General features: G+C 46.9%; 16 protein-coding genes. 6 read left to right on the forward strand and 10 right to left on the reverse strand.

Translation table 11 applies throughout. From position 1 onward, the window contains the following. The 8 genes from IT233_11410 to IT233_11445 form a co-directional block, all read right to left on the reverse strand. On the reverse strand, positions 1 to 211 hold a 211-nt coding region (locus IT233_11410), incomplete at its 3' end, for a hypothetical protein (protein MCC7303238.1). Positions 212 to 340: 129 nt separating this feature from the next. Further along, on the reverse strand, positions 341 to 946 hold the full coding sequence (locus tag IT233_11415) for an inorganic pyrophosphatase (GenBank protein MCC7303239.1): 606 nt from the start codon (positions 944 to 946) through the stop codon (positions 341 to 343). Next, positions 943 to 1521, reverse strand: coding sequence for a hypothetical protein (locus IT233_11420; GenBank protein MCC7303240.1), 579 nt, complete (start codon positions 1519 to 1521; stop codon positions 943 to 945). Before IT233_11420 ends, IT233_11415 begins: the two co-directional genes overlap by 4 nt. Beyond that, positions 1518 to 3005, reverse strand: coding sequence for a histidine ammonia-lyase (gene hutH / locus IT233_11425; GenBank protein ID MCC7303241.1), 1488 nt, complete (start codon positions 3003 to 3005; stop codon positions 1518 to 1520). Before hutH ends, IT233_11420 begins: the two co-directional genes overlap by 4 nt. Positions 3006 to 3012: 7 nt before the next feature. Beyond that, entirely contained in the window at positions 3013 to 4359 is a 1347-nt protein-coding gene (locus tag IT233_11430; GenBank protein MCC7303242.1) for a histidine--tRNA ligase, read from the reverse strand. 1 nt (position 4360) lies between these two features. Next, entirely contained in the window at positions 4361 to 6037 is a 1677-nt protein-coding gene (gene ettA / locus IT233_11435) for an energy-dependent translational throttle protein EttA (protein MCC7303243.1), read from the reverse strand. An 80-nt stretch (positions 6038 to 6117) separates the two neighbouring features. After that, positions 6118 to 6747 (reverse strand): hypothetical protein, encoded by a 630-nt coding sequence (locus IT233_11440; GenBank protein MCC7303244.1) that lies wholly within the window; start codon positions 6745 to 6747, stop codon positions 6118 to 6120. Further along, positions 6744 to 7520 carry an RNA methyltransferase gene (locus IT233_11445; protein ID MCC7303245.1) on the reverse strand — a complete coding sequence of 259 codons (777 nt, stop codon included), beginning with the start codon at positions 7518 to 7520 and terminating at the stop codon, positions 6744 to 6746. The genes IT233_11440 and IT233_11445 overlap by 4 nt, the downstream gene beginning before the upstream one ends. Positions 7521 to 7580: 60 nt before the next feature. Between IT233_11445 and IT233_11450 the strand changes: the two genes are divergently transcribed. After that, positions 7581 to 8438, forward strand: coding sequence for a UbiA family prenyltransferase (locus tag IT233_11450; protein MCC7303246.1), 858 nt, complete (start codon positions 7581 to 7583; stop codon positions 8436 to 8438). A gap of 205 nt (positions 8439 to 8643) precedes the next feature. Here the strand turns inward: IT233_11450 and IT233_11455 are convergent, their stop codons facing one another. Beyond that, positions 8644 to 9381 carry a TerC family protein gene (locus tag IT233_11455; GenBank protein ID MCC7303247.1) on the reverse strand — a complete coding sequence of 246 codons (738 nt, stop codon included), beginning with the start codon at positions 9379 to 9381 and terminating at the stop codon, positions 8644 to 8646. A gap of 176 nt (positions 9382 to 9557) precedes the next feature. On the opposite strand from IT233_11455, the gene IT233_11460 reads away from it, so the two are divergent. Then, entirely contained in the window at positions 9558 to 9941 is a 384-nt protein-coding gene (locus tag IT233_11460; GenBank protein ID MCC7303248.1) for a PadR family transcriptional regulator, read from the forward strand. A 12-nt stretch (positions 9942 to 9953) separates the two neighbouring features. Continuing rightward, on the forward strand, positions 9954 to 11801 hold the full coding sequence (locus IT233_11465; GenBank protein MCC7303249.1) for a PspC domain-containing protein: 1848 nt from the start codon (positions 9954 to 9956) through the stop codon (positions 11799 to 11801). Positions 11802 to 11844: 43 nt separating this feature from the next. Here the strand turns inward: IT233_11465 and mtgA are convergent, their stop codons facing one another. Further along, complete coding sequence (mtgA, locus tag IT233_11470) at positions 11845 to 12564, reverse strand: monofunctional biosynthetic peptidoglycan transglycosylase (GenBank protein MCC7303250.1); 720 nt, start codon at positions 12562 to 12564, stop codon at positions 11845 to 11847. A 51-nt stretch (positions 12565 to 12615) separates the two neighbouring features. On the opposite strand from mtgA, the gene IT233_11475 reads away from it, so the two are divergent. The 3 genes from IT233_11475 (at position 12616) to IT233_11485 (ending at position 17768) form a co-directional block, all read left to right on the forward strand. Then, the gene (locus IT233_11475; GenBank protein ID MCC7303251.1) at positions 12616 to 13830 is read left to right on the forward strand and encodes a sensor histidine kinase; all 1215 of its coding nucleotides are present in this window, start codon (positions 12616 to 12618) and stop codon (positions 13828 to 13830) included. Next, entirely contained in the window at positions 13827 to 15047 is a 1221-nt protein-coding gene (locus tag IT233_11480) for a sensor histidine kinase (protein MCC7303252.1), read from the forward strand. The genes IT233_11475 and IT233_11480 overlap by 4 nt, the downstream gene beginning before the upstream one ends. Before the next feature lie 66 nt (positions 15048 to 15113). Further along, positions 15114 to 17768, forward strand: a complete 2655-nt coding sequence (locus IT233_11485; GenBank protein MCC7303253.1) for a TonB-dependent receptor — start codon at positions 15114 to 15116, stop codon at positions 17766 to 17768. Positions 17769 to 17779 lie beyond the last annotated feature (11 nt).

The raw sequence follows: 17779 nt of genomic DNA on the forward strand, positions 1-17779 counted from the left end.
CCATCAGCGAGTTGGCCGGTGTAAGTGCAAGTCGCTGAACAGCCGTCATACGAGGTATGAGAAGACCCTTGTTGGTCGACATCATTTCGAGTATGGCGGAAGCATCAGGAGTTGTTGTTCCTATTCCGACGTTGTCCTGAGCCTTTACAGTAAAAGGAATCAGTGCGAGTATTCCGGCGGTGAGAATGGAAAAGAGTAGGGATCTTTTCATGTTCGGGCTTTTGGGTTTTAGGAAAACAAATATATTGAAATCGTCGACTAATCCAAAGTATTTATCGTTAAATGTTTTTGTTAATAAAAAGCATAAACAATTGATTTATAGTAATTTAAAACGGTTAAGTCACTTGGCGAACACCTGTTTCCAGTCTTCCATTGCGGTACGGATCACCTCTAATGCCTCTTTTTTTCCATAAATACCAGCCACTCGGCAGGAAGCAGTGTCGCCGGGTAAATTTTTATAAGTCAGGAAGTAATGAACCAGGCGGTCGAGCAACGAAGTTGGAACATCTTTCAGGTCATTCCAGTGATACACTGCATCGCCTTTCAGAACAGCGATGATCTTATCATCGGCTTCACCCTTGTCTATGAGACGCAGACCACCGATAGGAGTTGCCTGGAGCAGCACATTTCCGTGCGCGATTTGTCGTTCACTGAACACGCATATATCGAGAGGGTCCTTATCTCCATCTTTTACACCGGGAACGGTTTTGGCTGCCAGGGATGCGATACCGGTGTTGCAATAGGTACGGGGAATGAACCCGTAGGAACAAGGTACTACGTTGCTGAATTTTTGAGGGCGATCGACTTTCAGGTATCCGCTCATCTTATCGATCTCATACTTCATTGTATCGGAAGGAACGATTTCAATAAAAGCTGTGAGGCATTCAGGCGCATCCTTACCGGGAGAGATCCCATGCCAGGGGTGTGCTTTAAAGTTTGAATTCATCTCAGATGTTTTTTAAGCAAGAACCAGGCTATGATAAGCACAGGCATGGCAGCTAAGATATACCAAATGGCTGTTCCGCGGCCTGGGTGCCGGAGTTCCCTTTGTTTGACAGGATCAACATTTTTTTTAATAACCGATGGTGGTCCGAGAAGGGCGAGTAGAATGGAATCTTCCTCCCGGAAGCTGCATTTTCGTATTGGGAAGTAGTGATCTTCTGCCACAGCGCTGCTTAAGTATTTCCTTGAGTGTCCGCAGAAGTGTACTGCATTTCTGTTATACGGATCCGTGCTGGCGTAAATAATCCATTCTTCCCCGGGGGAGAAACTCATCAGGCAGGAGGAGGTAGCATCGTATTTAATCCTGATCCTTTCTTCCGGATGTCCTTTGTAAATAGCCAGCGGCTGAAAAACTGCTACTCCTTGTGTTCCGTTGCTCAGGGTGTCCGTTACTTTGCCCCGGAAGATCAGATCGTACTGATTCAAAGCATTCCGGAAGGGTATTTCAGTAGGACAATCGCAAGAGACGGCGGGAAGAGTAAGCAGGACAAATTTCAGGAAGAGCAATATCCTGATCATGCCAGGCGTTTTTGCAGGTACTCTTCTGAGCGGCGCATCCAGTCACCAACAATAACATCTTCTTTGATAAAGGGTACAGTTTTCCGGAATTCCCTGAGTTGATTCTCCAAAAGAGTAGAGGTGCGCAGGGGCCGGCGGAACTCAATTGCCTGCGCGGCACTCAGCATTTCAATGGAAAGAACCCGCATTACATTTTTTACTACCTCATAGCATTTGGTGGCTGCATTTGCTCCCATACTAACATGATCTTCCTGCCCGTTGGACGAGGTAATACTATCCACGGAAGCCGGGGTGCAAAGTTGTTTGTTTTTACTTACAATGGAGGCGGCTGTATATTGTGGGATCATAAGTCCAGAATTCAGTCCGGGATTATGCACCAGGAATGGAGGGAGGCCGCGTTGCCCGGAGATGAGCAAAAAAGTTCTTCTTTCAGAAATGCTACCCAGTTCAGCAACGGCAATTGCCAGGTGATCCAGCATTAACGCCAGCGGTTGACCATGGAAATTGCCACCGGAAAGTATCTTATCTGCTTCCGGAAAAATAGTTGGATTGTCAGTGACGGAATTAATTTCGGTGCGAAGAATGTGTTCGGAATGCGTTAGAACATCTCTTGTTGCGCCGTGTACCTGGGGGATGCAGCGGAAGGAATACGGATCCTGGACGTGTTTTTTTTCTTTTCCGGTGATCTGGCTGCCTTTTAAAAGGCGGCGCATGTTTCCGGCAACGCTTATTTGTCCGGGGTGGGGCCTGATTTCCTGCAATAATTCTGAGAACGGTTCAGGACGGCCGTCGAATGCGTCGAGGGAAAGAGCACTGATCTCATCAGCAAGGCCAGCAATTCTTCCTGCTTCATATACACACATACAGGCGTATGCGCTCATGAATTGTGTTCCGTTGAGCAGAGCCAGCGCTTCTTTAGGCTTGAATTTCAGTGGTGCGAGCCCCAGAGATTTGAGTGCGGCAGCCGCTTTGATTCTTTTTCCTTTCTGAACAACCTCCCCTTCTCCGATCAGTGCAAGCGACATATGGGCCAGGGGAGCCAGGTCGCCGGAAGCACCCAGTGATCCGAGTTGGTAAACAACCGGCGTTACACCTGCATTGAAAAGTTCGATCAGTTGCCATACCGTTGACAGCTGCACACCGGAGTACCCTTTGGATAAGGCGTGGATCTTCAGGAGCATCATCAGGCGCACAATCTCCGGGGGCACTTCGTTTCCTGTACCGCAGGCGTGGGAGCGTACCAGATTTTCCTGTAATTTTTCAAGATCCACCGGAGAAATGGTTTTATTGTATAAGGCTCCGAATCCGGTATTGATTCCGTATACAGGGTCAGGATTGTTTTTCAGTTTTCGGTCGAGATAATCCCGGCATGTTTTAATCCTTTTTTCAGAAACGGCCGAGAGGGAGAGCTGTGCCTCATCACGTACCAGTTCAACGGCAAGCTCAGGCGTAATATCGGAAGGTGTGATCTGGAATTTTCTCATGCCGGAATTATTTTAATCGGGTAATTATCTCCTCGAATGTCAGCTGTTCCTGCGTTCCGCTGTCCATGTTCTTGAATGCTAACTGTCCTGTTTTTCTCTCCTCTTCTCCGATGACCACCACGTAAGGGATATGTTTTTTATTTGCGTATTCAAATTGTTTTGTGATTTTTTTAGTGAGATCGGGATAAATTTCGGAGGGTATACCCAGATTCCTCAATTTGGATACGAGAGAAAATCCGTAGGAACGATCCGGTTCCCCAAAATGCGCCAGAAGAACGCGTGAACTGCATGCGTGGATCTTTCCTTCGAATAATCCCGCGTCGTTCATCACGTCATAGATCCGGTCAATGCCGAAGGAAATTCCTACCCCTGATACCCCGGGCAACCCGAAAACGCCGGTGAGGTTATCATATCTTCCGCCTCCGCAAATGCTGACTTTGAGATCTCCGGTATCCGATTTTACTTCGATAATAGTGCCTGTATAGTAATTCAGCCCGCGGGCTAAGGTGGCATCAAGTGTCAGTTTGGCATTTCTTAAGGAGGTAGGAATGTTGTCCAGGATGTATTTTAACTCCTCCGCTCCTGTTGTGCCATTCTCATTTTTTAAACACTCTTTTATCCGGAGAACGTAATTTTCGGCTTCTCCGCTGATGGAACAGACATTCATCAATGCCTCTACGCCTTCGGGTGTCATCCCGATAGATTTCAATTCATTCCGTACGGAATCCGCACCGATCTTTTCCAGTTTATCAAGAATAACAGTTATTTCAATGAATTTATCGCGGAGACCGGCGTATTCCGCCAGTCCTGCAAGAATCTTCCGGTGATTGAGCTTAATGGTTACCGGAATCCGGAGTGCGGAAAACACATCATCTATTATTTGAAGCAATTCGATTTCGTTTAAGAGCGAATCGCTCCCGATAACATCTGCATCGAACTGATAAAATTCACGGTAACGTCCTTTCTGCGGCCGATCGGCTCTCCATACCGGCTGCACCTGAAATCTCCTGAATGGAAATGCGAGTTCATTCCGGTTCATTACCACATATCTTGCAAAGGGCACTGTCAAATCATAGCGCAATCCTTTCTCTGTGATTTCCTTCCTCTGAAGTTCACCTTTTGAATCTTTGATCTTTTCGAGTACCGGTCCTGAGTTCAGTATCCGGAACAATAATTTATCCCCTTCTTCGCCATATTTTCCCTCCAGTGTTGAGAGATTTTCCATTGCGGGAGTCTCAATCTGTTCGAATCCGTATTTCTCGTAAATAGCGCGAATGGTGCTGAGGATGAAATTCCTCTTCGCCATTTCTCTGGCTCCGAAGTCCCGCGTTCCCGATGGTATGCCTGGTTTCATTTTATACTGCCAGTTTCTTATAACGGATCCGTTTTGGCTGCACATCTCCCAGCCTTTTCTTTTTATTCTCTTCGTATTCAGAGTAAGATCCCTCATACCAGTATACAGCGGATTCTCCTTCAAAGGCAAGAATGTGTGTACATACCCTGTCGAGGAACCAGCGGTCGTGTGAGATGATGACTGCACAACCGGCAAAATTCTCCAGGGCTTCTTCCAGCGCCCGGAGTGTATTCACATCGAGATCGTTCGTTGGTTCGTCCAGCAGCAGCACGTTGGCTTCTGTTTTAAGTGTGAGTGCCAGGTGCAGACGGTTTCTTTCCCCGCCGGAGAGTACACCGCATTTCTTGCCCTGATCGTTACCTGAAAAATTAAACCGGGATATATAGGATCTTGAATTGATGGGTTTTCCACCCACCAGAATGGTCTCCGTTCCCCCGCTCAGAATTTCATAAACGGTTTTTTCCGGATCTATGTCTGTGTGCGCCTGATCAACGTATCCCACCTTAACGGTTGGGCCGATTTGGAAAGAGCCTCTGTCGGGTTTCTCTTGTCCCATGATCATACGGAAAATAGTGGTTTTTCCTGCTCCATTCGGTCCTATAATTCCAACGATTCCTGCAGGTGGGAGTTTAAAGCTAAGGTCTTCATAAAGTACTTTATCCCCGAATGATTTCGCCACGCCTTTCGCCTCTATCACTTCATTACCAAGTCGTGGCCCGTTTGGAATAAAGATCTCCAGTTTTTCTTCCTTGCTCCTGACATCTTCGCCGAGCATCTTTTCGTAGTTCTGTAAACGTGCTTTTTGTTTGGCCTGGCGGCCACGCGCACCCTGCCGTACCCATTCCAGCTCCCGCTGAAGTGTTTTCTGACGCTTGCTCTCCGTTTTCTCTTCCTGCCGCAAACGTTCCTGCTTTTGTTCCAGCCAGGAGGAATAATTTCCCTTCCATGGAATACCTGCCCCGCGGTCCAGTTCCAGGATCCACCCGGCAACATTATCCAGGAAGTACCGGTCGTGTGTAATGGCGATCACCGTGCCTTTGTAATTCTTTAAATGCTGTTCCAGCCAGTCTACCGATTCTGCGTCGAGGTGGTTCGTGGGTTCATCCAGCAATAAGATGTCCGGTTCCTGAATCAGCAGCCTGCATAGTGCCAGCCGGCGTCGCTCTCCTCCGGAAAGATTCTTTACAGGTGTACCTGATTCCGGGCAGCGCAGTGCATCCATCGCAATCTCCAGCCGGTTGTCCAGGTTCCAGAGATCATGCTGTTCGATGAGTTCGGTAAGCCTGGCCTGGCGGTTGATTAATTTCTCCATCTCCTCATCGTTCATCGGTTCGGAGAATTTATTGTTCACTTCTTCATATTCTTTCAGAATGTTCACGTGTTCAGCCGCACCTTCCCGCACAATTTCGATCGCCGTCTTGTTGTCATCCAGTACAGGTTCCTGTTCCAGAAGTCCGATGGAATAGCCGGGAGAAAAGTGCACTTCACCCTGAAAATTTTTCTCTGTCCCGGCGATAATCCGCATGAGGGTCGACTTTCCTGAACCATTCAATCCCAGGATGCCGATTTTGGCTCCGTAATAAAACGAGAGATAGATGTCCTTGAGTATGGTCTTACCGGTGCTGAGTGTCTTGGACACATTCACCATCGAAAAAATGATCTGCCTTCCTTCTGACATGTGTAGAGTAATTGATTATCAACTAATTCCGACTCAATTTAACGCATCGGGCCGACGAAGATACGAAGAAAAAAAGGTGCTTACTGAGGGAAATAAAGCGGATACTTTTCGTTGTACTTTCTCAAGAAGAGAAAGGCAGATTTCTTTTTCGCGGATTTGGAAAGTGCCTGCCATTCCTTCAGCAGTGCATCATCTCTCTGGAGAACGAATTCGATCGCTATCGGAGTGAAGGGCATTGTTTTTCCCATTAGAATATCTATCATGAACTGCTCCTGTGCATAACCTGGCTGGGTATTTACCCCAAGGTTATATGGGTCGTGCTGGTATGTGGTGTTATTGACATAGGCCGTAAAATGGCACAAGGAACCAATGACCACCAGGCGGTTAAATTCCCGCCCGTGGTTAACGAATACAATGCCTCCGCGGGAATAGCCCCATACAGCAGCGGTTTTTACTGTTATGGCAGAGTCTTTTTCATTGCGGTAGGTAAGCGTGGTCTTTTGAAGTACTTTTTGTAAAAATCCGGGATCTGTTTTTTCATAACCGCTAACGATGCGGTCGGTGTGAAGGGGGGTCTGTTTCCGGAATTGTTCAAAAGACAAATACACACCTTCCCTGAAAGTAAATTCCTTGCTGTATTTTACAGAGTCACCTTGAGCGGAGACACACAGAGAAAACAGCAATAGCAGCAGGAGAGGGGTCGTTTTCATTTTATTTTCAGTCGCTGGCGGATTGCTTCGTAGGTTATCACAGAAACGCTGGCGGCCACATTCAGCGAGTCATTCTTTCCCAGCATGGGAATCCGGATGGGAATGCCGATGGCATCCCAGGCTTCCGATAATCCCTCGTGTTCCGTTCCAAATATGAAGGCGGAAGCGGCCGTGAGATCCTGTTCAAAATAGTTCTTAGAAGCTTCGGGTGATGCGGTAAAGCAGTTCAGTTTATTTTCGGTGAGCCACTGTTGCGTTTCATGCAATCCGGCCACACCTATTTTGCGTGTAAAAACACACCCCACGCTGGACCGTATCACGTTGGGGTTATAAAGATCTGTCCGCGGGTCGCAGATCAACAGTGCATCTGCATTACAACCGTCAGCAATGCGTAAAACAGCACCGAGGTTCCCCGGCTTTTCAACGCGTTCCAGCACGATCACCAGGGCTGATTTGCCCGGCTTCAGGTTGCTGAGCGAATGGTCAGGAGTGCGAAAGACAGCGATCACTCCGTCGGTGTTTTCCCGGTAGGCGATCTTCTCAAATGCGGTAGCACTGATCTCGAAGTAGCGGTCTTCCGTAACTGATGGAACCGGGCTTCCCAATTTTGTACAATGGTAGAATTCCAAAAGTTCATAACCTGATTCCAGCGCAAGATCAATCTCTTTTCTCCCTTCCGTCACAAAAGCACCTTGTTCCCGGCGTTCAGAGGAGCGTTCATAGAGACGCAGGAGGTTTTTGATCCGGTGATTCGTGGGAGAGGAAATATACATCCGGGCAAAAGTACAAGAAAGGACGCAGATTCTATTCGTAACTTCGCACCAGATCATCCAATGACAGCGATTCATAGATACCTCTCTCTGGTCAGGTTCTCCCATACCCTATTTGCAATGCCGTTTGCACTCATCGGTTTTTTTCTGGCCAGGGAGTCCGTAGAAGGCGAAGTAAGTTACTGGCTTATCTTAAAGGTGATCGGATGTATGATTCTGGCAAGAAATGCAGCGATGGGATTTAACCGGTATGCCGATCGGGCGATTGACGCGCAGAATGTGCGAACGATGGTCCGCGAAATTCCTTCAGGCGCAATTTCTGCCCGGGGTGCATTATGGTTCGTGCTCTTGAATGCCACGGGTTTTGTTGCCCTGACGTGGTTTATTAATCCGATTTGCTTTTACCTCTCGCCGGTGGCATTGGTAGTGGTACTGGGATACAGCTATACCAAGCGTTTTACTTCACTTTGTCATTTTGTACTTGGCCTGGGTCTGGCATTGGCCCCTATAGGAGCCTGGCTGGCAGTAACCGGATATTTTGATCTTCTTCCACTGCTGTTCTCCTTCACTGTACTGTTCTGGGTGAGTGGTTTTGATATGATTTATGCTCTGCAGGACGAGGAATTTGACAAGGGAAAGGGATTGCATTCTATCCCCGCGGCTCTGGGGAAAAAAGGTGCGCTTCGCTTGTCCGTATGGATGCATGTGATCTCCGTGATCTCGCTGCTCATCGCCGGGGTTATTGCTTCCATGGATATGTGGTATTGGATGGGAACAGCCGTGTTCACCGGGCTTCTGGCTTACCAGCATACCCTGGTGAAGCCCGATGACCTGAGCAAAGTGAACATCGCCTTTTTTACAACTAACGGAGTGGCCTCTATCCTCTTTTGCGTTTTTGTTATGTTGGAGCTGTACGCATGACATACATCTTTCGAAAATATGAAGGAGGATTTTGTTAATGGCTGCAAGCGGCTTAGGACTGCATTCCTGTTTTGTGTATTTTAGTTTCAGGCAGGTCGAATACAGGGCGGAGAGAAAGGTTTTTTCCGACACGAACCGGGTACCGATTAACCTCTCTGGAGGTGTATGTCGAGGTTATGAAGCTAAACTTCCGGGAAAAAGAGGATCACTCTGATTTCTTAACCTTTTTTCTTCGCACCCGCATATTCAGCAGTTCCACCAGGAAAGCAAAGGCCATGGAGGAGTAAACGTACGGCTTCGGTACATGTACATCAAAGGACTCCAGTACCAGCAGGAAGCCGATCATGAGAAGGAAAGCAAGCGCAAGCATCTTCACCGTGGGATGCCTGTTGATGAAATCAGAAACCGACTCGGCAAAAATCATCATGATCACCATGGAAATGATCACAGCCCCTATCATAATGTAAACATTATCAACAATTCCCACTGCCGTGAGAATGGAATCAAAGGAGAAAACCATGTCAATCAGGACGATTTGAAGAATAATAGACAGGAGGGAAGGAATGTTGATTTTTTTCTCCTCCTCCGTGTCATCCGATGATTCAATCTTTTCGTGAATCTCACTCACCGTTTTTGCCAGCAGGAAAATACCGCCGCAGAAGAGAATAATATCTCTCCCTGAAAAACCGATATCAAACAGGGTGAAAAGATCATCCTTCATCGAAATAATCCAGGTAATCCCAAAGAGCAGTCCAACCCTCATCAACAGGGCGAGGATCAGGCCGGTGAAGCGTGCCTTTTTCTGTTCCCGCTTACCCGGTAGCCTCCCGGCGATAATGGAAATGAAAATGATATTATCAATTCCCAGAACGATCTCCAGCAATGCCAGAGTGAGGAGGGAGATCATTCCGTCGATAGTAAAAATTTGCGCTATTTGGTCCATATAGTTTATCAGGATTACAAAATTACACTTTACTCCGGTAGCCCGGATTATTTTTTTCTAACTGATTATCAATCAGATAGAAATTATTTTAGTACTATGTATTGCATGGTAACATACAATAGCTATATCTTTGCATTGTATTCGACAGTGTTTAACATAGAACTAAAACGAGATTCATGAATATAGAGAACACAAAGGCGCAGATGCGGAAGGGGGTGTTGGAGTTCTGCATTCTTTCGATACTCTCAGACGGCGATGCGTATCCGACAGAGATCATTGAAAGAATGAAGGTAGCACGGCTGGTGGTAGTGGAAGGAACCTTGTATCCCCTGCTCACTCGGCTTAAAAACATGGGACTGCTCAGTTACCGGTGGGAGGAATCTTCATCGGGACCGCCCAGAAAGTATTATCGGCTGACTGAACTGGGCGGGCAGTTTCTCAAAGAACTGGAGCAGACCTGGGACGAGTTAGTAAACTCCGTACACACCGCCACCAGGAGAGATAATCGTAAAGATGCGACCGGAACAGCAACTGACCAAAACAGTAATCCTCAACCCTAAATCAACGGAACCATGAATAAAACTGTAACAATAAACGTAAGCGGCATTGTTTTCCACATAGAGGAAGATGCCTATGACAAGCTCAGCAAATACCTTGGCACAATCAAAAGTTATTTCAAGGATTCGGAGGGGCGTGATGAAATAATGGCCGACATAGAGGCACGCATTGCTGAGCTGCTGAAGGAAAAGATCGGTGCCGGCCGTCAGGTTGTTTTAACCGCGGACGTGGATCATGTTATCTCTGTGATGGGAAAACCGGAAGATTACGCTTCCGGCGGGGAAAAGGAGGATACCGAGGGGGAAAAGCCGGAGGAAGTAATTGACTTCAGCAAACGGAGAAGGAGAGTATTCCGCGATCCGGACAGTCGTGTGTTGGGGGGTGTGTGCGGAGGTATCGCCAACTATTTCGATATGGATCCGCTCTGGCTGCGTTTGTCGCTTGTAGTATTCACCATTTTCGGAGGTGCAGGTGTATTGGTTTATATTATCCTCTGGATTGCAATCCCCGAGGCGAAAACCACAGCGGAGAAGCTTGAAATGAAAGGAGAAAAGGTGAATATTAATAATATCAAAAAAACAGTAGAGGAAGAATTAGGACATCTGAAGAAGAAAGGGAAGGAAATGGAGGAGGACCTGAAAAATTTTTCGGGTCCCGAAAACAGGCAAAAGGTGAAGAACGGGGTGGATAAGTTCCTGGAATTTTTGGCCAGTGTAGGAACATCATTCCTGACCGTATTCGGAAAGGTATTCGCAATCGCCCTGATTATTATCGGCGTGCTTTTTACCGTCGGTTTATTCACTTCTGTTTTCGGGATCTCCAATTTCGGATTGTCCAATGCCCCGGGCTGGATCGAGTCTGTGTTTACCTCTGCAGGTGATTATGAGCTGGCAGTAGTAGCCGCACTGCTCACATTGGGTATTCCTTTCATGATGCTCATCTACGGTGGGTTTCGTTTACTGCTGGGCATCCGGGAGAAAAACCGTCTCCTGAGTGTGGTTGCGCTGATCCTTTGGGTGGTGGGTATAGGAATCGGAATCTATTCCGGAGTAAGTCTGGGAACCGATTTCAGGGAGAACGGGCGGGTGAAGGAGGTATATACACTGAATACATCCTCGGATACTCTTTTTCTCAGAGGGATACTCCCCACAGAAGATGAGATGGAAGGCATAGACGGTGAGATCAGGGATGTACGTCACAAGGGGAATAATAAAGACTGGGATTTTATGAACATGAACGGGGAAAAAATCCGGTTTGGTTTTCCCGATCTGACCGTTGAAAAAGCGGATGGCGATTCATTCCAGATTGAAATCATACGAACGGCACGGGGCATAGATAAGAAGGATGCGCTGAACCGGGCAAGAAACATTCTCTACAAAGCGCCTGGCATTACCGATTCAGTTGTGGAGTTTTATTCTGTATCGGAGTTTGACCGTTCCAATAAGCTGCGTGCACAGGATGTGAAGATCATCGTTCGGGTACCGGTAGGAAAATCCGTCTTCCTGTCCAAAACTCTTTCCCATCTTCTCTATGATGTGCCGAATGTACATGACCTCTGGGACGAGGACATGTTGAATCATACGTGGAACATGACAACAGAGGGACTGGATTGCAGGAATTGCGAAGGCCTGGATATACACGGAGAGAGGGTTCGGGTAGGCAAGGGGGAGGTTCATCTAAAAAAGGGCAATGAGGAGATCCATATTAAGGATGGTGAGATCAGGATCAAGAAGCTGGATTCTACAGATGAAAAGCACAAAGAGAAAAAGGAAACGGAAAAGACCACATCCGTAGGTTTTCCGGATTTAAACGGACAATTCAGGATAGGTATTCCCTTTGTGGGTTTGGGTTGGGGTATTTAAATATTGGCCTGTCCGGTTCACCCTGCTGCTAAGGCGGCAGGGTTTATTTTTTTTCCTCTTTTTCATCCGGGTGATAGTCCAGTTGACCACCCCACAGCCGCATTTGGTTCAGGCACCAGGCTTGTCTTGTGCGCAGGTACCCGCCCGGTTTTCCGGCATTATACCGGCGGGGGTTGGGAAGCACAACAGCCAGAAGAGCGGCTTGTTCCCTGGAGAGTGCGAGGTTGCTTTTTTTAAAAAAGATCCCTGCCGCCGCTTCAGCGCCGTAAATGCCGTTCCCGAACTCTATCGAGTTGAGATATACTTCCATGATTCGCTCTTTGCTCCAGAACACCTCTATCAAAAAGGTGAAATACACTTCAAACCCTTTCCTGATCCACCCTCTGCCCGGCCAGAGAAATACATTCTTGGCGGTTTGCTGGGAAATAGTGCTGGCGCCCCGCTTTTTCTTATGTGTTTTATTATGTTTGATGGCTTTTTCGATCGCCACACGGTCGAACCCAAAATGCAATATAAAATTCTGATCCTCGGCACATACTACTGCCAGTTGGAGATGAGGGGAGATCTGATCAAGCGAAACCCAGTTGTGTTCCAGGCGAATTTGTTTTCCCTCCTGCTTTTGCTCGATACACCGGATGAGCATCAGGGGAGTCAGGGGTACAGGCACCCACCTGAACAGGATCACAGACAGTATGCTGAGAGCGAAAAAACCTACTGCCGTTTTCCAGGCAAAACGCCAGATTTTACCGGGCAGCCTTCTCATGTCTGATGTGAAAAAGGTTAACTTTAACACCAAAGATAGAAATAGAAGGATATGTTGCTGGCTCTTTTCCGGAGAATTACCTTATCTGGGGTAAGAAAATATCAGGATGCAGACACCATGCGCCGTGTGCTGCTTATCAATCAGTTTACCTGGCTGGGTGCAGGCTTTCATCTTGTCGGTATCGTGTTCAGCCTGATCCTGGGTCAATTTGCAATGGCGTATATCCTGGGAGGAACTGTCATCCTATACGTCGTTTCTATTTTCTCCGTAAAGGCCGGGCGGTCCATCCTCGCTGTTTCTCTGCAGATCGTTGCGTGTTCTGTGGAAGTTCTTTGCGGTAACCTGATGTATGATGTTGGCGGAATGATATTCCTGTATTATTTCCCGCTGGTGATGAGCGTGGTTTTTCTTTTAAATCATGATGGTGAAAGCAGGTATATGTATTTTAATTTTGGATTCCTGGCAACGTCTGCCGTGTCTTCCATTCTTTTGCTGAATTTAAATATTCATATCGGGATTGAATTGTCCGCACGGATGATCCGGGATGCCGCCATATTAAACACGGCACTCAGTTCCTTGCTTACTATTTCTATTTTGTTGCTGTACCTCGATTTTAACAGAAAAGCTCAGAAACGACTGGAGAAAATCATACGCGAAAGGGAACTTCTGCTGGCTGAAGTACACCACCGTGTCAAAAACAATCTGGCTATTATTTCCGGATTGCTGAATCTGCAAAAGAATATGCTTTCAGATAAAGGAATGCAGCAGGTTTTGGAGGATTCGCGTTCACGCGTCGCCTCCATGGCACTGATCCATGACAGATTATATAAGAACCGCTCTTTCAGTTCGATTGATTTTGATTCTTATGTAAAGAATTTGCTTGATGAGATCGAAAGAGGGTATGGGTTGCGCAAGAAAGTAAAGCGGGATTTACGCATTATAAATGTAAACCTGGATCTCAATTCATCCATTCCCTGCGGACTGATTCTAAACGAGCTTGTTACAAACTCCTACAAACATGCATTCCGCAAGTCTGAAGGGGCAGTTTTTCTTGAAATACTTCAGACAGGGAACCATGTGAGCTTTCATTATGCAGATAATGGCCCCGGAGCACCCAATGTTGAAGGAATAACGGAGTCAGAATCCCTCGGAACAACCATTATTACTTCTCTTGTGGAACAACTGGAAGGAACCTTTCGCTTCTATAACGACGATGGCTTGCATTTCGTAATGGAATTCGAGTTTAAAAGCAGAAAAGCCGCATGAAGGAAAGACTGAACAGCGTGCTAAGCAAAGGGGTGACTTTTTATTCAACCTCCGAGGAGCGAAGAAGCGTGTACGTGCTGAATCAGTTTCTGATGCTTGCATTTATTTGTATTGCCGCCTCCATGATCACGAATGCCATCATTGATACATCTTTTATTAGTTTGTACTACGGTATTCCCTCCTTGATCGTACTGGCGGCAGTAGCAGCCCTGAATATCAGCGGCTATCTGTATGCTGCGATGGTGTTGCTCTTTGTCAGTTTGAATGTATTAGTCGGGGTTTTTACCGTTGGCCTGGGAATTAGAGGGCTGGCGTACCTTTATTTTTTTCCTATGATGCTCGTCCAGATGTTCATGTTCTCCAATGAAAGGGTGGCGTCAATATTTTATTTTCTCTTTGGAATGACTGTCTTCTCGGGCATTGCCACTGTTTGGTACGCACTTACACATCCTCCGTTCACGCATGCGCTGTTTCTGGAGATTGCTCACACCTCGCCATACCTTAATCTGTCACTTTGTTTCATAATGACCGGATACATGGTAATGGCTTTTATGCGTATGCAACGCCAGAGAGAAAAGCATCTGCAGGTGATGGTTAGCGACAAGCAGACGCTGCTGAGCGAAGTTCACCATAGAGTTAAAAACAACCTTGCAATCATCTCTTCTCTGCTTAATCTCCAAAAGAATTCCGTAGAGGATGCGGCGGTGCAGCGCGCACTGGACGACAGCCGTAACCGTATTTATACCATGGCACTGATCCATGAAAAGCTCTACAAAAACCAAACTTTTTCCTCTATTGGCTTCTTTGATTATGCCGACAGCTTGCTCCGGGAGTACATTCGATCGTCCCTCAAAACCCGAATCAGCCCTCAGATCCGGATTGACGGGATCAGCCTGGTGCTGGGTCAGGCTATTCCCTGCGGACTGATTCTGAACGAACTTATCACAAATTCCATCAAACATGGGTTCCGTGAGAGGAAAGAGGGGGAGATCAGCATTGGAATGTTTCGGGAAAGCGGACGAATTGTTTTTGAGTACAGTGATAATGGTAACGGGGTTTCAGACATACAAAAGCTGAAGGAGCAGGAAACCCTGGGAATGACTATTGTTTATTCACTGGCTGAGCAGCTGGGCGGCACTCCCGAGTTTCACGGAGAAACGGGGTTCCGGTTCAAACTCTCCTTTCCAGAGGAATTTGAGAAGAACCTGCCTGCTTAACATTTATTAAGACCGCTCATCCGATGGGTTTCCGGCTTACCCGCAGGATAACCTATCTTTGTGGCCATGAAAAAATCCGGTGCCATTTTACTTCTCTGCCTGTTGGGTGTTTTCTCAAAAGCGCAAATACCAAATATGGGAGGTATGGGCGGGAAAAACATGAACGTGGGAAGGTTTTACGGCAGGGTAGTGGATTCGCTTTCCGGAAAACCGGTGGAATTTGCGGTTGTTCAGTTGCACGGAATGAAATATGATTCCGCATCCAAATCCATGAAGCCGGCGATCCTCGGGGGGCAACTTTCGGAAGGTAATGGTGATTTTTCCATCGAAGGGCTGCCTCCGTTCGGACAATTTACGCTCAAAATCATCGCCTTGGGTTATAAGACGTATGAGCAGAAAGTATCCTTCAACTTAAACATGCAGCAGATGGGAAAGGATGCTCAATCGGGAAACTGGCAAAACGCCCTGAACAATGTGGATAAGGATCTCGGAAATATCAAGATCAGTCCGGATGTTAAGCAGTTTAAGGAGGTGGTGGTAGACGGCTCTGATCCTGAAGTGGAGCTGAAGTTAGACCGTAAAGTTTATAATGTGGAAAAGAACCTCAGCGCGGCAGGTGGTACTGCAGAGGATGTGATGAAGAATGTACCGAGCGTGAATGTGGATATGGATGGGAATGTCACTATGCGCAATTCTACTCCGGAAATACTCATAGACGGCAAACCGACCACACTCACCCTTGACCAGATTCCAGCTGATGCCATTGCCAGTATTGAGGTAATCACAAACCCTTCTGCCAAATTTGATGCTTCAGGCGGCGGAGGCGGTATCTTGAATATCATTCTAAAAAAGAACCGGAAACCGGGGTATAACGGCAGTGTGCGGTCTAACGTAGATTCCCGCTTAGCGTTCGGGGGCGGACTGGATATGAATATTCGTGAAGGGAAATGGAATTTCTTCGTTAATACTCATGGAAATAAGCGCAATTCATTGAGCACAGGCAGCACCGACCGTTTCAATCTTATCGGTTCTCCACTTACGAACGTGTACCAGGAAAGTGAGAGTGAAAACAAGGGCTTTTTTGGTATGGGCCGGATGGGCATAGACTGGTTCATCAACAACCGGAATACATTAACCCTTTCAGGCAATATAGTCAGCGGTTCCTTTCTGCCAGAGGATGTACTTTCCTATCGGACCGATACCCTCTTGTCGTCAGGTATTGTGTCCTCTTCCTATGACCGCCACTCCGATACGCGAAGAGCATTTATGAATTACGGGGGATCTTTGCAGTACAAGCATCTTTATGCCAAGGCAGGGAAGGAGCTGACAGCGGATCTGCATTATAACAGGAGTACTTCTTCGTCCGGCGGCGATTATTACACTACGTATTTCGATCAGTTTGCAACGGAATTATACCGTCTCCAGCAAAAATCAGACGGTGGAGGGGAAAATGAGTTTATTACAGTGCAAACGGATTTTGTGAACCCCATTTCTGATAAGCGGAAGCTGGAGGCAGGAGTGAAGACCTCTTTTAAGGAAATGTGGAACTATAGCCGGAATTATAACGTGGATGTTGCCACCGGAGCTGAAACCTTTCTTGGAACCCAAAGCATGAATTACCGGTTCTTTGATCAGATTTATGGCGCATATGTCACTTATGGCAGTCAGCTCAAAAAAGTCGGTTATCAGCTGGGATTGAGGGCGGAGGCCTCTTATTACAAAGGGGAGTTGGTAGACTCAACGCTGCCGCCTTTTTATATCGAGTATCCAATTTCGGTTTTTCCTACCGCCTTTCTGACCTATCAGATCAACTCCAAACAAGACCTTCAGTTCAGCTACACACGGAAGATCTCGCGCCCGGGATTTTTCCAACTCATACCGTTCACAGATTATTCGGATTCCCTGAACCTCAGCCGGGGCAATCCGGGTCTGCTGCCAGAATTTACCCAAAGCGTGGAATTGAATTATATGAACCAGTTCAGTAAAGGAAACAGCCTGATGGCCTCTGTTTATTTTAAACATACGAACGACCTTATGACGCGGTATCAGACCTATGAATACGACTCCGTTCTTATGCAGTCCGCAATCATTAATACATATCGCAATGCCGACTGGAGTTATTCATACGGACTTGAAATGAATTTCAAGAAAACCATTAAATCCTGGATGGATTTCAGTATCAATGGAAATATTTACAATTCATTTGTTAAAGGGGATAATATTGATTCCTTGCTTACAGGTGATTTGATTTCCTGGTTCGTGAAAGTGAATACGAATTATAAATTGCCAAAGAACTTCAGTATGCAGTTATCGGGTCGTTATTTCTCAAGAACAAAACTATCCACGGGAAGCAGTGGAAGAGGGGGCGGTGGCTCATATGGTCAGGGCGGAGGAATGAGCGGGATCATGTGGGGTAGCAATCCGGCAACGGCTCAAGGATATACCGAACCAAGCTGGGAGGTTGAAGCATCCGTCCGGTATGAATTTATGAAAGAGAAGCGGGCCAGCCTGACCCTTTCCGTCAGTGATATTTTCCGCAGCCGGGTGAATGCCACCTGGTCCGAATCAGCCTACTTCAAACAGTCAACGGAGAAGCTCCGCGATGCGCAGGTGTTCAAGCTGGCTTTCAGCTACCGTTTTGGGAAATTTGATGCTTCCATTTTCAAACGCAAGAATATGAAGATCAATACGGATGGGATGGATGGCGGGGGCGGTATGTAACTTCGGATTGA

It is taken from the genome of Bacteroidia bacterium, assembly GCA_020852255.1.
In the GTDB taxonomy this organism is placed as follows: domain Bacteria; phylum Bacteroidota; class Bacteroidia; order JADZBD01; family JADZBD01; genus JADZBD01.

What these genes read in the sequence shown, in the direction of transcription:
- IT233_11480 (MCC7303252.1), top strand. Translation starts at nt 13,827, where the DNA reads ATGAAGGAAAGACTGAACAGCGTGCTAAGCAAAGGGGTGACTTTTTAT.
- IT233_11465 (MCC7303249.1), top strand. Translation starts at nt 9,954, where the DNA reads ATGAATAAAACTGTAACAATAAACGTAAGCGGCATTGTTTTCCACATA.
- IT233_11485 (MCC7303253.1), top strand. Translation starts at nt 15,114, where the DNA reads ATGAAAAAATCCGGTGCCATTTTACTTCTCTGCCTGTTGGGTGTTTTC.
- mtgA (MCC7303250.1), bottom strand. Translation starts at nt 12,564, where the DNA reads ATGAGAAGGCTGCCCGGTAAAATCTGGCGTTTTGCCTGGAAAACGGCA.
- IT233_11450 (MCC7303246.1), top strand. Translation starts at nt 7,581, where the DNA reads ATGACAGCGATTCATAGATACCTCTCTCTGGTCAGGTTCTCCCATACC.
- IT233_11445 (MCC7303245.1), bottom strand. Translation starts at nt 7,520, where the DNA reads ATGTATATTTCCTCTCCCACGAATCACCGGATCAAAAACCTCCTGCGT.
- ettA (MCC7303243.1), bottom strand. Translation starts at nt 6,037, where the DNA reads ATGTCAGAAGGAAGGCAGATCATTTTTTCGATGGTGAATGTGTCCAAG.
- IT233_11440 (MCC7303244.1), bottom strand. Translation starts at nt 6,747, where the DNA reads ATGAAAACGACCCCTCTCCTGCTGCTATTGCTGTTTTCTCTGTGTGTC.
- IT233_11460 (MCC7303248.1), top strand. Translation starts at nt 9,558, where the DNA reads ATGAATATAGAGAACACAAAGGCGCAGATGCGGAAGGGGGTGTTGGAG.
- IT233_11455 (MCC7303247.1), bottom strand. Translation starts at nt 9,381, where the DNA reads ATGGACCAAATAGCGCAAATTTTTACTATCGACGGAATGATCTCCCTC.
- IT233_11415 (MCC7303239.1), bottom strand. Translation starts at nt 946, where the DNA reads ATGAATTCAAACTTTAAAGCACACCCCTGGCATGGGATCTCTCCCGGT.
- IT233_11430 (MCC7303242.1), bottom strand. Translation starts at nt 4,359, where the DNA reads ATGAAACCAGGCATACCATCGGGAACGCGGGACTTCGGAGCCAGAGAA.
- IT233_11475 (MCC7303251.1), top strand. Translation starts at nt 12,616, where the DNA reads ATGTTGCTGGCTCTTTTCCGGAGAATTACCTTATCTGGGGTAAGAAAA.
- hutH (MCC7303241.1), bottom strand. Translation starts at nt 3,005, where the DNA reads ATGAGAAAATTCCAGATCACACCTTCCGATATTACGCCTGAGCTTGCC.
- IT233_11420 (MCC7303240.1), bottom strand. Translation starts at nt 1,521, where the DNA reads ATGATCAGGATATTGCTCTTCCTGAAATTTGTCCTGCTTACTCTTCCC.